Source organism: Pedobacter ginsengisoli, from assembly GCF_002736205.1.
GTDB lineage: Bacteria > Bacteroidota > Bacteroidia > Sphingobacteriales > Sphingobacteriaceae > Pedobacter > Pedobacter ginsengisoli_A.
In genome coordinates this window covers 4,801,404-4,817,617 of record NZ_CP024091.1, presented here as the reverse complement: position 1 = coordinate 4,817,617, position 16,214 = coordinate 4,801,404, and the positions used below count along the sequence as shown (strand labels likewise).

Here is a 16,214-nt window from a genome sequence, read left to right as displayed (position 1 = left end):
TTCCAGTATTGTTATTTTTTTAAAGCTATTTGATTCGTTTTAACTGCAGAAGTATCTTTTGCAGCTGTGTCAACAGGCGCTGCTTCAGTAGCAGGAGCCGAAGCTACAGGCAAATTAAATTGCTTCCTTAAATCATCAGTCAGATATGTTGGTAATTCAGCAACCCACGCATCATATTCAGCTTGTGAAACAACTTTAACTTCTCTCTGCATTTTGTAGTGACCATCACCACAAATCTTATTACATAAGAACAGGTATTTAAATTTAGGATCATTTGTTTTAGCCTTCATCTCCTCTGTAGTAATTGTAGGAGTAAATTCGAAATACGAAGTCATACCCGGTACAGTGTTCAATTGAACCCTAAAGTGTGGCATGTAAAAACTATGAATTACATCCTTACTGGTAAGAATTAAACGAACAGGCTTATTAACTGGAATAACCATAACTTCTGCAAGCTGATCATCCAATGTCTTTTTGTCTTTAAAATCAATACCTAATGCATTATCAGAAGTAATTAACTTATAATTTTTCAATCCAACTACGCCATCAGCACCAGCATAGCGAATTGCCCAGGCAAATTGCGATGAAGTAATCTCTATACTGATAGGCTTATTATTAGGATCTTCAACTTTATAAAATATAGATCTCCATGTAAGGAAACCCATAAGTACAAGGACCGTTAATACTAAAGCGGGAATAATTGTCCAGATACGCTCAATCGTATTATTATGAGGGTAGTAATAAGCCTTTCTTTTTCCACTATGTTTATAGAAATAGGCGAAAGTGAATAAAAGAATGTGTGTAACAATAAAAACGATAGTAGTAAGGATCAATGTAATATTGAACATCTGATCTATCTTTTTACCATGCTCAGAAGCGGCCTCAGGTAAGATCATGTTTCCATGAACTGTATATTCCCAATATACACCATATAAACCTACAATAAGGAACAAGGCGAATAAACCTCCGTTTATTGCATCCCAGTTAATTCCCTTTGGTTTATCTTGAACCTCACGGGTCAGTTCATAAACCTTTATTGCTTTACCAACTATTGCTACAAATAAGCAAACTAGTAAAAATGCAAGAACATAGAACGTTGCGGTTTTATAAACCGGTCCCATATCAACAGGTTTCTCAGCGGTTGCAGCGGCCGCCTGTGCAAAGGCGCTCGTATTTGCAAATGCAGTTAAAATCACTGCTAGTGCCGCTATTGTTTTATTACTTATTAATTTTCTTAGACTCATTTCCTTAAAAGTAGTAACACTGTACTTCTATTATACTATTATTTATTATATCCTATCCGGATCACCTATTACAAATGGTGATTTAAACTTTCTTGTAAAAATGGATGGTTCTTTGCAATTAAAGGTTTCTTGCTTAAGCCATTTAAAACTATAAAGGTAAACAAACCCACAAAACCTACTGCAGTACCAATTTCAATGATACTAAAACCATGATGTTCCTCTACTGTTCCAGGCATAATCATTTGATAATAATCAACCCAGTGACCACATAATACTATTATTGATACTGTTAGAAGAATATTCTCCTGTCTTTTATTATCTCTATCCATTAATAGCAATAATGGAGCAAGGAAGTTTAAAATTAAATTCAGATAGAACCAAAATTCATAATTATCAAACCTTTTGTAAAAATATACAGTCTCCTCAGGCATATTTGCATAGTAAATCAATAAGAACTGAGCAAACCATACGTAAGTCCAGAAGATAGAGAAACCAAAAATAAATTGACCTAAGTTATGTAAGTGACTGTTATTTACCCAAGCCATATAACCTGATTTCCTTAAAAGAATCAAGATAATAGCTATGGTAGCTAAACTGCTAACCCACATCGCTGCAAAATTGTACCAACCAAACATTGTAGAAAACCAGTGAGCTTCAAGTGACATCACTGTGTCAAAAGCAAATATTGGAGTAGTAAATCCGTAAATTACAAGAAATACACAAGAATATTTAAAGCTCTTTCTGTAAGAATTTAATCCTCCTTCTAGATCTTCATTATTTGACAATCTAGCAAGTAATAATGCAAAAAAACTATATACCCCCAGGAAAATAACCTGACGAGCCATAAAGAATGGAACATTTAAAAATGCTGATTTACCTTGTATTAATTTATCAAAGTTTTCGCTATTAGGATCTGTTAATCCCGGAGCATTCCAGTGATGATATAAATTATGTGTATATAAACCTGCGGCCATTACAGCAATTAAAATAACCACCGCAATTGGTAGTGCTTTTGCCATTGCCTCAGGTACACGTAGTATAGAAGCAGACCAACCTGCCTGTGCTACAAATTGAACAGCTAAAAAGAATGCGCCCGACATGCAAACACAAGCGAAGTAATAAGCCATTAGTAACAGGTTAGCAAAAGTACGCTCATGAAGCTCCTTAGCCGAAAAGCCATATCCTATAGCCAATAATCCTATTACAATAGCGATTATGCTTAAGGTTTTTGCTTTACCTGTAAACTCAAACTGCTCAGTTAAATTATAATTATGAGTTCCCATTTATTTCTTCTTTTCTATTTTGCTTTTTGTAATTGTTGTACATAAAGTACTACTTTCCATCTCTCTTCTGGCGATAATTGTGATGCGTATGAACCCATCATGTTAACACCATATTTAATTGTATGATAAATCTTACCTGCCGATAGATCTTTCATTAAACCTCCTCTGGAAGAAGTCTTTTCAGGATCATGAAATGATGGAACTCCGTTAATTTTTTCCAATTTAACAAGGTGACCTTGACCATCACCTTCTTTACCATGACAAGGTGAACAAAATGCATTAAATAAATGCTGCCCTTGTAAAAGATTCTGCTCTGTTGCCGGCAAACTGTTTATCAATTTAACACCAGCTTCTTCATAACCTTCTTTTGTATTTGGATAAACATCTTCCTCAACAAAACCAACCGGACTAGTGTGTGCCGGAGGAGTCTGAGCAGTCTGCCCTTTAAAACTTTTTAAAAAGTCATTTGTGGTAGAAACAGGTTGATCCGGATTAAGTGCAATCGGGTCATACATATTCCTTGCGTATTCTAAACCCGTACTACTTTTATCTCTGCATGCTGAAAAAACAACAGCAGTGGCAAGAATACAAAACGAGGTTAAAACTACTTTATTCCTATTCATAGCTAACATACTTCCTTTCATTATACTTTACTTCTAAAGCACCAGCTTCTTTTAATAAATCATCTATCTTATTGTGCTCAACATTTTCTTTTGCATCAATAGCAATAATAAACCTGTCATTTGTTGCTCTTAAGTCCATTACCCTTGGAGCTCTCCCCGGAAATAAATGGGTTGAAGCATAATAAGAACCAACTAAACCAAAAGCACAAAACAAGATGGTAAGCTCAAATGTAATTGGAATAAAATCCGGTAATGCAAAATGCGGTTTACCACCAATATTAATTGGCCAATCATATGCTGCTGCAAAGTATACAAATGACAACATGGTAATTGTACCAGTAATTCCAAAAAAGAAAGCTGCTATATCCAACCTTGAACGTTTAACACCCAGCTTTGCCTCAATACCGTGGATTGGCATTGGTGTATAAACATCATGTATCTTAATGTTATTATCCTGCAATTTTTGAATTCCATGCATCATTTCATCAGGATCACCAAAACTGCCTAAAATATATTTGATATTATTCATTGTTATATTTTTGCGTAATCTTCTTGTTTAACACTATCAAATTTCTCTAAAGAGTCAATGTATTCTGCTACATGTTCTTTTTCAAGATGTCCTTCTTTAATCTGCTCTAACTTAGCCTGCTCACTTGCACTCTTAAGTAACAATTTTACTTCAGCAATAGCAATTGAAGGTAATACTCTTAAAAACAATAAGAACAATGTAAAGAACACACCTATTGATCCTACGAACACACTTACATCAACCCAAGATGGATAGAACATAGCCCAGCTCGATGGCAGGTAATCACGGTGTAATGAAGTTACAATGATTACGAAACGTTCAAACCACATACCTATATTTACTACAATAGATAAAATCCAGGTAGCTGCAATACTGGTACGGATCTTTTTGAACCATAACAACTGCGGAGAAATTACGTTACATGTCATCATCATCCAGTATGCCCACCAGTAAGGTCCTGTTGAACGGTTGATGAAAGCATATTGCTCATATTCAGAACCTGAATACCAGGCAATAAAAAATTCTGTTAAGTAAGCAACACCTACAATAGATCCTGTTAAGATGATAATTTTATTCATCGACTCAATGTGGAACATAGTGATGTAATTCTCCAAACCTAATACTTTACGTGCAACCAACAATAAGGTTAACACCATCGCAAATCCTGAGAAAATCGCCCCTGCCACGAAATAAGGAGGGAAGATTGTGGTATGCCATCCTGGAATTACTGAAGTTGCAAAGTCCATTGATACAATTGTGTGTACAGAAAGTACAAGAGGTGTAGAAATACCCGCAAGGATCAAAGATACAGCCTCAAATCGTTGCCATGTTTTAACATTTCCTGCCCATCCAAATGACATTATTGAATAAACTTTACGTCTTAATCCAGTTGCGCGGTCACGAATAGTTGCGATATCAGGTAAAAGACCTGTATACCAGAATAAAAGTGAAACTGAGAAATAAGTAGAGATCGCAAACATATCCCAAACTAGTGGGGAGTTAAAGTTAACCCAAAGTGATCCGAACTGATTTGGCAGAGGAAGTACCCAATAAGCTAACCATGGTCTACCCATGTGTGATACAACATATGTAGCGGCACAAATAACGGCAAATATTGTCATCGCCTCAGCAGAACGGTTAATAGAGTTACGCCAGTTCTGACGGAAGAGTAATAGTACCGCCGAAATCAACGTCCCTGCGTGACCAATACCTACCCACCATACGAAACCGGTGATATCCCATGCCCAACCTACTGTTTTATTTAAACCCCATGCTCCGATACCGAACCAGAAGGTATAACCAACGGCTACCACCCAAAGAGTAGCACCGCAAAGTGCAATTATAAATCCAATCCACCATGCCCTGTTAGGCTTATTCTCTACAGGCATTAAAATATCATCCGTAATTTTTGCATACGTGATATTCTTGCCTGTGATTAATGGTTCTCTTAATATTGATTCCTTATGTCCTGACATAATTTATTTTCTTTAATATCAGCTTACGCTTGTACTGTTGTATCTGTATTTCTAATTTTTGTCATATAACCTATACCCGGTTGTACGTTTATCTCTTCTAAAACATAGTAAATACGCTCACTACGTAATGCTTTAGATACTTCCGAGTTAGGATCGTTACCATCTCCAAAGATGATTGCATTGGCAGAACAAGCTTGTTGACAAGCCATTTTGATATCACCATCTTTCAATGGGCGTTTTTCAATTTTAGCCTGTAATTTACCAGCTTGGATACGCTGAATACACATAGAGCATTTCTCCATAACACCTCTTGAACGTGTAGTTACATCAGGGTTAAGAACCAACTGCGTAAATTCATTATTCAGGTAGTTATCAAAACGTGAGTCATTCCAGTAGTTAAACCAATTAAAGCGACGTACTTTATATGGGCAGTTATTTGCACAGTAACGTGTACCTACACAACGGTTATAAGCCATATGGTTCAAACCATCTGACGAGTGTACAGTTGCCAATACTGGACAAACAGTCTCACATGGAGCATGGTCACAGTGCTGACAAAGCATTGGCTGATGCACTACAGAAACATTATCCAGGTTATCTAAATGAGCTATCTCTTTCTCTTTAGTTACTGAATTAATACCATTTCCATGTTCACCATGAGCATGAGCTTCTTCTGCATGACCTTCTTCAACATTAAAGCTGTAATAACGATCAATACGAATCCAGTGCATCTCTCTGCGTCTGCGCACTTCAACTTTACCTACAACAGGAATGTTATTTTCCACATTACAAGCAACTATACAAGAACCACAACCAGTACAAGCATTCAAGTCGATTGCCATAACCCAGTTATTACCTGGTTTCTCATATTTATCCCACAGATCGTAAGTTTTATGTTTTGCATGGTCATTACCTGAACCAGCAGCAGGATTCTTTTTATATTCTGTAAAAGTAGCCTCACGAATAATATTTCTACCCTCAAAAGAGTGGTGAGTTTGTGTTTGAGCTAACTCTTCAGTTTTTCCTGTTCCCGAAAGCTTTACAGTAGTTGCATACTTAGAAGTACCATTAGTAAAGCTTACAAATGGGTAAGCATTTTTACCTACGTTATCTCCTGCTTTACCAACTTTTGTACGTCCGTAACCTAAAGCAATAGAAGCAGTTCCCTGAGCTTGTCCTGGCTGAATAAGCACTGGTAACTCAATTTCATAACCTTTATCGTCTTTTATTGAAACGATATCAAATTCTTTAAAGCCTTGTTCCTTAGCAAATTTCGGTGCTAAAGCAATGTAGTTATCCCAGGTTACTTTAGAAACAGGATCAGGTAATTCTTGTAAGAATGCATTGTTAGCATGTTTACCGTCTCTCATTGGAATACTTTCGTAAACCTGTAATTCGATATCCTTAGCTAAAGCTTTGCTATTATTTACAATTGAAGGTATTACAGCAGCCAATGACAAGCTAAATGTATATGTGCCCGCAGGTTTCAATGCCGAGGCAAAAACACCAGTCTGCAATACATCTTGCCATGTTTTACCTAATGCCGGTAAAATACTCTTCTCCCAGTTATTACGTACATACTGATAATATTCTTTAACCGGGCCATTAGACCAGATTAAAAGACTTTCCTCTGCCTGACGTGAGTTAAATACTGGGTTGATAGTTGGCTGTACAATTGAATAATATCCTTCATATGCGTTAGCATCACCCCATGACTCTAAGTAGTTATGGTTAATGGCAATAACATCACACAATGTCGAAGTCTCATCTCTTCTGTCAGAGAAAGAAACTTTCAATCCAACTTTACCTAATCCGTCAGTAAACCCTTTAGCATTTGCGACATCATAAGCAGGGTTGCTATCTAAGAAAAATACTGCGGCAACTTCACCTCTGTTCATCTCGTTGATAAATTCTGCAAATTCTGCATCATTACCAGCGTAACGTTTACAAGGATTATCAAGATCTATAGTAGTACCGTAGCTACCAATTGCCGAATTAATTGCATTTACCAATATTTGAGTAGATACATCATTCGACCCTGAAACTACAAGTGACTTTCCTTTATTTTGTAATAATTCTTTAGCTATTAATTTAAGTGCTTTATCAGCAGTAACATTATTAGGTAATGCAGCACCAGCTAAAGCACTTCCTGTAATCGCATTGTACAAAGCAATTAAAGCAGGACCTTCTTCTGATAATTTAACCGGAACGCGCGTATCAGCATTTGTTCCTGTTAAGCTCATACCCGCTTCGAACTGGAAGTGACGAGACATCTTACCAGCTTTCAAAGATTTGTGATCTCTGTTAGAAACGTATTGTGCAGTAAATTCTTCTCCACTAATCCATGTACCTAAAAAGTCCGCTCCGAAACTTACAATCAGATCAGCTTTATCAAAATTATATTTAGGTACTACAGCTTTACCAAAGCTATTTTCATTCGCTTTAATAATACCTGTATAAGATACAGCATCATACTGAACATGCTTAGTAGTAGGATAAGCAGTAGTAAAATCAGCAACAACCGATTTAGTAGAAGGGCTGCTTACTGAAGATGAAACAATACGGATTTTCTTACCTGAAGCCTGAGCTTTATTTAACTCAGCCTGCACAAACTTATCAATCTCAGCCCAATTACTCTCTGCATCTTTTAATACAGGAGCTTTAAGCTTTGAAACATCGTAAAGATCTAACACAGAAGCCTGAGCTTGAGCATCAGTACCACAATTAAACGTTCCTGCATTAGGATTTGGTTCAATTTTAATCGGTCTTCCCTCTCTTGTTTTAACTAAAACACTTTGTCCGTTAAAACTTGAAACATAATAGTTCGGTATACCTGGAACTACCTCTTCAGGTTTAACCAGGTAAGGAATTGATTTGTGAACAGGAGCAGTTTGACAAGCTGCCAGTGTTACCGCACCTAACCCAAAGCCCAAAGCTTTCAAAAAGTCACGGCGTGGAGTTACTGTACTTAACCCTGCTTCATTTAAAACATCTTCTATTGGAAGTGGCTCAGCAAACTCGTTTTTGTTATTTTCAACAAAATCCGGAGTATTTTTATACTCTTCTAAGCCTTTCCAGTATTTTTTATTGCTTTCCATTTAAGCTATATTACTGTTTATCGAACGTTCTTTTTATTAAACTCTAATTAATAGTGGCACTTACCACACTCTAAACCACCCAAAGCTGCTGGTGTGATTTTCTCACCTTTCTTGATTTTCTCATGCGCTTCGATAATCTTATCGTAGAATGCATTTCCTTTAACTTCAAGTTTGGTATCTTTATGACAGTTCACACACCATTTCATGGTTAGTGGAGAGTATTGATAAATCTCCTCCATTGTGTCAACCGGACCATGACATGCAAAGCAAACAGGCTCATTAGGTTTTAAACCTTTTTCTTTTCTGATCGCTTCCTCACCTACAACTACGTGTTGAGAGTGGTTGAAGTAAGCAAAATCAGGAAGGTTGTGAACTCGAACCCACTCAATTGGCTTTTCTTTTGAGTGATCATAAGTCATAGTTGCAGGATCATATCCAAGCGCAGTGTAGATTTTTTGAATCTCTGGCGAAATCTCTCCGTCATATTTCTCTGTTGCCTGTACCGACTTGTGACAGTTCATACAAACATTCAAAGATGGAATAGTTGAATTTTTTGATTTAAACGCACCAGCATGGCAATATTGACAATCAATCTGATTGGTACCTGCATGTAGCTCATGCGAGAATTTAATTGGTTGAACCGGCTGGTAACCAGTATGGACACCGGTATTCCACATTCCCATCCAGCCAAATGACCCTAATGTTATTATTAAACAAAGAATAAAGAAGAATACAAATTTCTTATTCTTAAATAATCCTTTAATACCCGCACCAAAAGAAACGTTTTCTTCCTCAGCAAGGGCAACTCCTTGTTTTTGAAGTATCAAGCGCTCCAACATTTTTATTGCACGACCTAAAACGATCAATACAATAATAGATATAAGAATAATTGCAGCAACCCCTGCAATTGAGAAACTGGAGGTGCCCTCAGAAACTCCTTCTGCTGCTGCCTTCTCTCCTTCTTTCTTAGGCTCACCTGCTTTAGCGTAAGCTATAATGTTCTTAATCTGATCATCAGTCAAACGTGGAAATGTTGTCATCTCCGCAGCTGAAAACTTCGAAGCCTCGATAGCTTGTTTGTCTCCTGCATCAACTAACGCTTTCCAGTTTCTGATCCACTTGATTGCAAAAGCTTCATCAAGCTCATTAAGTTTTGATGTTAATGCAGGACCAGTACTGTTACGATCTAACTGGTGACAAGAATTACAATTATCCTTAAATAGTTTGCGGCCCTCTACTACATCTTGTGCCTGTGTTGCAGAAACGATTAAAACAGATAGAGCCGTAAACATGAATGCCGACTTCCAAACTCTTCTAACGATCAATGAGATATCCCTCATAATGAGTATTTTATGCTATTTTTTAAAAAACTTTATAAACGTAATTGGCTTTTAAACTTAGGTCCTTCACCAAAACGTCCACAAAAGTAAAATTTATTAACTTACCAATGACAAATAAATGACAGTAAATACAATTTATAATCAATCTAAATAGTTCGTTTTTTATGCTTTAAACGACGAAAATCAGCAATTTTTTAAAAATCATTGATTCCATTTTAAGTCCTACTTTCAAAGCAGGACTTGTTAATTTAAATTACATTTTTAATAACCACGCAAAGATCAGTGGTGCCACTATGGTCGCATCAGATTCTACGATAAATTTTGGTGTATTTATATCCAACTTACCCCAGGTAATTTTTTCATTAGGAACTGCTCCTGAATATGAGCCATATGAAGTTGTCGAATCAGAGATCTGACAGAAATAACTCCAGAAAGGAATATTCTCCATTTCCATGTCCTGATACAACATTGGAACCACGCATATAGGAAAATCACCGGCTATACCACCTCCTATTTGAAAGAATCCAATTCCTTTGCCTTCGCTATTTTTGATATACCAATCTGCTAACCATCCCATGTATTCGATACCGCTTTTCATGGTTGTTGCTTTAATTTCTGATTTCATCACATAAGATGCGAAGATGTTACCCATTGTAGAATCTTCCCATCCTGGCACAACAATTGGCAAATTCTTTTCTGCCGCTGCAAGCATCCACGAATTCTTAGGATCAATTTCATAGTATTGCTCCAAGTCTCCGCTTAACAGCATTTTATACATAAACTCATGTGGGAAAAAACGTTCTCCCGCATTGTCTGCGTCTTTCCAGATTTTATAAATATGTTTTTGCAATCTGCGAAATGCCTCTTCTTCAGGAATACAAGTGTCAGTTACACGATTGTAGTGGTTCTCTAATAAATCCCATTCATCCTGAGGGCTTAAATCACGATAATTTGGTACCCTTTTATAATGTGAGTGCGCAACAAGATTCATGATATCCTCTTCCAGATTCGCACCTGTACATGAAATTATTGATACTTTGTCCTGACGAATCATCTCAGCCAATGAAATTCCCAACTCAGCGGTACTCATCGCACCCGCAAGCGTGATCATCATTTTACCACCTTCATCTAAATGTGTTTCATATCCTTTAGCAGCATCTATCATCGCGGCTGCATTAAAATGGAGATAATTTTTCTCCATAAATTGAGATATAGGTCCTCTTGTTGTACTCATTTTGATTTTATATTTATTGCCGCAAAAATAGGCAAATAATCTTAATGCCCTAATTGTACTTCATCTCTGGTTCAAAATCTATATAACTAATCTCCATATTGTAGCTTCTTTTCTTTCATAATCGCCCTAATATCCTCTTGTAAAATTCTGGCTAGAATAAATAATGGCCTTAAAGTTGATAACCAGAACTGAAAATTAATTTTTTCTACTATTTTAGGCCGATGAAGAAAATTTCCTTGTGTACAATATTAGTTTTAGCTACCATAAACTCTATGGCGCAAAAGAAACTTATAGAACGCTACCTATCCAATAAAACAGATTCCTCCCGTAGGGCGAGTTTTATGCCCGTTCCAGTTTTTAGATACACACAAGAAATAGGTCTTGAATTTGGCATTGGGGCACTCTATTCAACATATCTCGACAGAAAAGACCTTACAAATCGCAGTTCAAATTTTTCCACTGTACTTTCTGCTTCCACTAAAGGGCAGTATAATATTTCCTTAAAAGGAGATGTGTGGACTAAACAAAATACACATCATTACATCTCTGAGGTCCGCTTTAAAAGAATGCCATTCGATTTTTATGGTGTTGGTAATGAAACTCTTGAAGCTAATGAAGACAGACTTATCCAAGGCTATGTAAAAGTTGGCCTGGAAGCCGAAAAACTACTCTTGCCTCATATGTACACCGGTTTATCTCTTGGCTTTGAAAACTATCATTTTACTGATAAAGAAGCTGGAGGTATTTTCACTACCGATCAAACATTAATTCACAAGGTAGGCGGCTCAGTATTCTATGCAGGGATATCTCAAACTTATGATACCAGAAATTCTAATAATTATACTACTAAAGGCTTTTACGGAAAAGTAACCTATCAGTATGCGCCTGACTTCTGGGGTGGTGAGAATTTTACCGGCAGCTTAATAAAGGCCAATGTTCGTAATTTCTGGTCCATATCACCGAAATTTGTTATTGGAGTAAATGCATTATTCCATTCCGTACAAGGCAAAAACACCCCGTTCTATTTATTACAGCAGATGGGGAATGACGAAATGATGAGGGGCTATTATACCGGTAGATACAGAGAAAGAAACTTACTTGCCGGACAAGCAGAACTACGCTATCGTTACAACAACAGGTTTGGGGCGGTTATATTTGGCGGTGCAGGACAGGTATTTGATAATGGCGACCTATCGATGAAAAGCTTTAAACCTTCTTATGGTGCCGGCGGCCGATATTTCTTCGATCCTGAAAAAGGATTAAGTGTACGTGTAGATTATGGCATTGGCGAAAAACGCCCCAATGAAAAACGCCAAACCGGTTTTTACATCAGTTTGGCTGAGGCGTTTTAAAAAATTTTATTTATAAACCTGATATACTACTTAAAATCTGATAAGTTCCTTCCTTAAGATCAAATTTTACAAATTTTTCTATAATAGGATTCTGGTATAGCTCACTAGTGAAACTTACATTTTTTGCATAAATAATCTGGTTGGCGTTTTCATACTTTACTTTATCTGCAGTAATGTTGAGCTGAGCTTGTGTTAGCCTCACTTCTCCGAAAAGTGACACTTGCTTTTCTTTACCAACCACTACAGAATCTCTTGCAGTGTAAGAAATTTTACTATTCGCCTCATCGTTGTTATCCAGATTTCTGAATGCTTTCTTTATTCCTTCTAAGGGAATTTCAATTTTCGACACTGCGATCATTGAGCCATATTCCTTACCATATTTAGCTTTTGTTCCTTTATCTAAGCCACTCCTGAAACTCATGTTACAATCTTTGAACTGGTCAGCGGCCAAAGCTTTAAATTCCCTTTCAGAATATTGTTTACCATTGTAAAGAAGTAGTAGCTTTTTACCTTTGTCTAGCCCTACCGATCCTCCGACACCACTTTTCTGCTTTATACTGATCTCCTCATAGCGGCTACCATCCTGATGTTTCTGAGGGTAGCGAGTATATACCTTACCTAAAGCAAGGGCTTTTTTACGAATAATAACGTTTTCTCTGTCAATTTGGGTGGCATATTCAATTTTGTTATTATGGGTAGTGATCTCAATCTTGTCATTATTGCGTCTCGTTGTACTTATACAGCGCGGGCTGATCTTAGTGAGGATGTCTGCGTCATAAGACTTTCCGTCTATGATCACTTCAGTATATTTGCTCAGCAAAGGATAATCAATCATCCACAAGGTATCAGACTGAGGTTTTTGAGTAAGAATCTTTGTAGTCTTTAATTCTCTATAAGACACTGCCTTCAAAGGAGTTTTCTCTATTTGAGTAGGCTTGACCTCTATTTCTTTTAATGTTGAGTCGGATGGATTTGCATAGACAACTTGCACAGCAAATGTCCATGTAAGCACGAGTCCAAGCGGCAACAATAGAAGATATATTAACTTTTTCATATTTTTTGATTGATTGTTAAAAAGCATTTTGATCCTTCCCTTCAAAGCATTTCGGACAAAGCTGTGTGTTAAAGAAGGATTACGCTTTCTAACAGCCATCGTTAACAATATATTGGCATAAGGCGTATTTCCTATAGTTGCTGAGGTTTCCTTATCCGCCTCGTATTCATGAACCTGCTCCAAGGCCCTTTCGTACAGGTAAGCCAGCGGATTAAACCAGAGCAGTGCTTTACAGATAGTAATAAGTAATTTATCAATAGAATGGTATCTGGAAATGTGCACATTTTCGTGGTGCAGAATTACAGCTACCTCTTCATCACTTAGCTCCTGTCGGTTTAAAAACACATAATTTAAAAATGAACAATTGGTAAAACCTTCTACTTTAAAAACAACCTTAAGCCGACCGATCTTTTGATGCACCTGTCTGGTGTGCTTTAATATCTGAATGGCCTGAAAGGCAAATATTGACAGCATAAGAATTGCAATAAGCAAATAGGAAACAAAGAGTACTTGTGGCCAGTCGATAGCAAGTAAGCTCTCATCTGTTTGCTGAAAGGAAGAAAGGACGGTGGCACCTGTATTAGTGCGGTCTGTAAAGGTACTTGTATAAATTGCTGAAGCCTGTGTAGTCTTGCTGGAATCCTCTGTTAAGCTTTGCACCTGCAACTGTAGCATCGGGATCACGAAGCTTAGAATAAGTGTAGTGAGCAGATAAAATCTGTTCAAATTAAAGAAGGTAAGTCTTTGTAAAGAAAGGTAATAAAAGGCATAAAACAGCCCCATGCAAACACTTACTTTAGAGAGGTAAATCAGCCATTCCATATCATTTGGTGTTTTTATCAATGAGCGATTTGAGTTCAACTATGTCTGATTCGCTTAAGGATTGTTCCTTTACCATAAAAGAGAGCAAACTAACCGGAGAGTTATCAAAATATCCTGCGAATAATTTAGAGAAGGTGGTCTTTGCATACTCTTCCTTGCTAATCGCAGGAAAGTACTCATAAGTTTTACCGTAGGCTTTATACCCCAGATAACCCTTTTTCTCTAAAAGCCTTACTATTGATGAAATGGTGTTATAAGGAGGCTTGGGGTCCTCGTCCATTTCTTCTATGATATCTTTCACAAATGCTTTCTGGAGTTTCCAGATGATCTGCATAATACGCTCTTCTGCTTTGGTTAATTCTTCCATAACCTAAAGCTACAACTTATGTTTCAGTTTTACAACTGTTTTTTAAGTTAATAAACTGCGCAAGCAGTTTAAATGATTAAATACCTGACTATAAGTTAAATAATATTAAAACCTGATTTTAAAATGCTCCTTTGCCTGTCCTTTTCTAAAATAAACTAAGCCAATCCAAAACAAATCAATTGTAACAATAACATCCGGATGATTCTTAATCTCCCCCCAGGCCTCCTTCATTCCCTTACTCCAATATATATCATCAAATATGAGTAGCGAGTTTTCATGAACCTTAGGTAAACACCAATTAAAATAATTCAAAGTAGCTTCCTTTCTATGATTACCATCAATGTAAACAAAGTCAAGCTTATCTCTTTTATCTATTATTTCCGGCAGTAAAACATCAAAATTTCCAACCTGCAATTCAACATTTTCTAAATCCAGCTCCTTAAAATTATTGTAGGCAACTTTTGCAGTTTCTGGGCACCCCTCTATGGTAATAACTTCAGCATCGGGACGAGCTTTCGATAAATAAGCAGTAGTTATTCCCAAACAAGTACCTAGTTCAATAATGCTTTTAGGATTATTATCCTTTGCCAACCTATAAATTAATTGTGCCAAAGCAGGATTCTTCAATGCATTCTTTGCAATCTGGCTTACTTTCTTTGTACGGTTCTTATTTAAATGAGAACCGGCACCCAAATCGGTCACTGTAACCAAAGAATCGTCATTAAAAAGTTTTTTTCTTTGCACTTCAATACTTTTATATTCAATTTTGGACTTAAAATCGTAAATTACCTCATCCGTAAGTTTATAAACAAATGGGGAATGGGTACCATGTCTGCTTTTTGCAGTAAAGCGATGCTTCAGATAATCACTGATAAAGTTAAAAACCATAGCCACAAAAATAGGCATTCAAATTTGTATGTTTAATGGAAAACATTAAAGAAATAACTGCTTTAGTAAAACTTCTTGATGATCCTGATCAGGAAATCTACCAACATGTTGAGGGGCGATTACTTGAGTATGGAAATGAAGTTATTGATTATCTTGAAAATGCCTGGGAACACTCATTAGATTCCTTGCTCCAGCAAAGAATCGAAAACATTGTGCATAAAATACAATTCTCAAATGTCAAAGAGGACCTTAATTTATGGTATCAAAGTGGAGCATTTGATTTATTACAAGGAGCCTTAGTAATTAATCGTTACCAATATCCCGATCTCGACGAAGCCAAGGTCATCCTACAAATTGAAGAAATCAAAAGAGAAATCTGGCTAGGGCTACAATATGAAATGAGTTCTATTGAAAAGATAAAACTCATTAACCATATCTTTTATAACATATACGGTTTTAGTGGAAATACAAAAAACCATCACGATCCCCAAAATTCTTATATAAATCAAGTATTAGAAAGCAAAAAAGGCAACCAGATCTCACTTGCCATTATCTATTCTACACTTGCCCAAAAACTCGATATTCCTGTCTATGGCGTAAATCTGCCTCAACACTTTATTTTAGGATATATAGATGAGAGTAAGCGCGAAGAACAAGAATTTGGAGTGCTTTTTTACATCAATGCCTTTAACAAAGGCGCCATATTTGGCAAACACGATGTAGATCAGTTTCTCCGCCAGCTAAACCTCGACCCCCTTCCAGGATTTTACGCCCCCTGTAGCAATGTAGAGATCATCAGGCGCGTAATTCGTAACCTGATATCTGCTTATGAAAATCTGGGTTCTAAAGAAAAGGTCGAAGAGCTTAAGGAATTACAGGAGATCTTAGTCAACACCGAACTTTAA

13 protein-coding genes are annotated in these 16,214 nt (G+C 36.7%); 2 read left to right on the top strand and 11 right to left on the bottom strand.

Annotated elements, in window-relative coordinates; translation table 11 throughout:
• Positions 1-11 precede the first annotated feature (11 nt).
• The 8 genes from CPT03_RS20200 to CPT03_RS20165 form a co-directional block, all read right to left on the bottom strand.
• Positions 12-1,244: a cytochrome c oxidase subunit II gene (locus CPT03_RS20200; protein ID WP_099440519.1), complete on the bottom strand. Its 1,233-nt coding sequence runs from the start codon at positions 1,242-1,244 to the stop codon at positions 12-14.
• A 68-nt stretch (positions 1,245-1,312) separates the two neighbouring features.
• Positions 1,313-2,527 (bottom strand): quinol:cytochrome C oxidoreductase, encoded by a 1,215-nt coding sequence (locus CPT03_RS20195; protein ID WP_099440518.1) that lies wholly within the window; start codon positions 2,525-2,527, stop codon positions 1,313-1,315.
• A 14-nt stretch (positions 2,528-2,541) separates the two neighbouring features.
• The gene (locus CPT03_RS20190) at positions 2,542-3,150 is read right to left on the bottom strand and encodes a cytochrome c (RefSeq protein ID WP_317044314.1); all 609 of its coding nucleotides are present in this window, start codon (positions 3,148-3,150) and stop codon (positions 2,542-2,544) included.
• Positions 3,143-3,679 carry a DUF3341 domain-containing protein gene (locus CPT03_RS20185; RefSeq protein ID WP_099440516.1) on the bottom strand — a complete coding sequence of 179 codons (537 nt, stop codon included), beginning with the start codon at positions 3,677-3,679 and terminating at the stop codon, positions 3,143-3,145. The genes CPT03_RS20190 and CPT03_RS20185 overlap by 8 nt, the downstream gene beginning before the upstream one ends.
• A gap of 2 nt (positions 3,680-3,681) precedes the next feature.
• On the bottom strand, positions 3,682-5,154 hold the full coding sequence (nrfD, locus tag CPT03_RS20180) for an NrfD/PsrC family molybdoenzyme membrane anchor subunit (protein ID WP_099440515.1): 1,473 nt from the start codon (positions 5,152-5,154) through the stop codon (positions 3,682-3,684).
• A 23-nt stretch (positions 5,155-5,177) separates the two neighbouring features.
• Positions 5,178-8,252 (bottom strand): TAT-variant-translocated molybdopterin oxidoreductase, encoded by a 3,075-nt coding sequence (locus CPT03_RS20175; RefSeq protein WP_099440514.1) that lies wholly within the window; start codon positions 8,250-8,252, stop codon positions 5,178-5,180.
• A 47-nt stretch (positions 8,253-8,299) separates the two neighbouring features.
• Positions 8,300-9,592, bottom strand: a complete 1,293-nt coding sequence (locus CPT03_RS20170; RefSeq protein ID WP_099440513.1) for a c-type cytochrome — start codon at positions 9,590-9,592, stop codon at positions 8,300-8,302.
• Between the two features lie 253 nt (positions 9,593-9,845).
• A complete protein-coding gene (locus CPT03_RS20165; RefSeq protein ID WP_099440512.1) occupies positions 9,846-10,826 on the bottom strand; it encodes a deoxyhypusine synthase family protein in 981 nt (326 codons plus the stop codon).
• Positions 10,827-11,098: 272 nt separating this feature from the next.
• Here CPT03_RS20165 and CPT03_RS20160 point away from each other — a divergent pair, with 272 nt between their 5' ends.
• Positions 11,099-12,178 carry a BamA/TamA family outer membrane protein gene (locus tag CPT03_RS20160; protein WP_245869904.1) on the top strand — a complete coding sequence of 360 codons (1,080 nt, stop codon included), beginning with the start codon at positions 11,099-11,101 and terminating at the stop codon, positions 12,176-12,178.
• A 10-nt stretch (positions 12,179-12,188) separates the two neighbouring features.
• Here the strand turns inward: CPT03_RS20160 and CPT03_RS20155 are convergent, their stop codons facing one another.
• The 3 genes from CPT03_RS20155 to CPT03_RS20145 all read right to left on the bottom strand — a co-directional run bounded on the left by CPT03_RS20155 (position 12,189) and on the right by CPT03_RS20145 (position 15,327).
• Positions 12,189-14,054, bottom strand: coding sequence for a M56 family metallopeptidase (locus CPT03_RS20155; RefSeq protein ID WP_099440510.1), 1,866 nt, complete (start codon positions 14,052-14,054; stop codon positions 12,189-12,191).
• Between the two features lies 1 nt (position 14,055).
• A complete protein-coding gene (locus tag CPT03_RS20150; RefSeq protein WP_099440509.1) occupies positions 14,056-14,421 on the bottom strand; it encodes a BlaI/MecI/CopY family transcriptional regulator in 366 nt (121 codons plus the stop codon).
• Between the two features lie 105 nt (positions 14,422-14,526).
• Positions 14,527-15,327: an O-methyltransferase gene (locus CPT03_RS20145; protein ID WP_245869903.1), complete on the bottom strand. Its 801-nt coding sequence runs from the start codon at positions 15,325-15,327 to the stop codon at positions 14,527-14,529.
• 17 nt (positions 15,328-15,344) lie between these two features.
• On the opposite strand from CPT03_RS20145, the gene CPT03_RS20140 reads away from it, so the two are divergent.
• The gene (locus CPT03_RS20140) at positions 15,345-16,214 is read left to right on the top strand and encodes a transglutaminase-like domain-containing protein (protein WP_099440508.1); all 870 of its coding nucleotides are present in this window, start codon (positions 15,345-15,347) and stop codon (positions 16,212-16,214) included.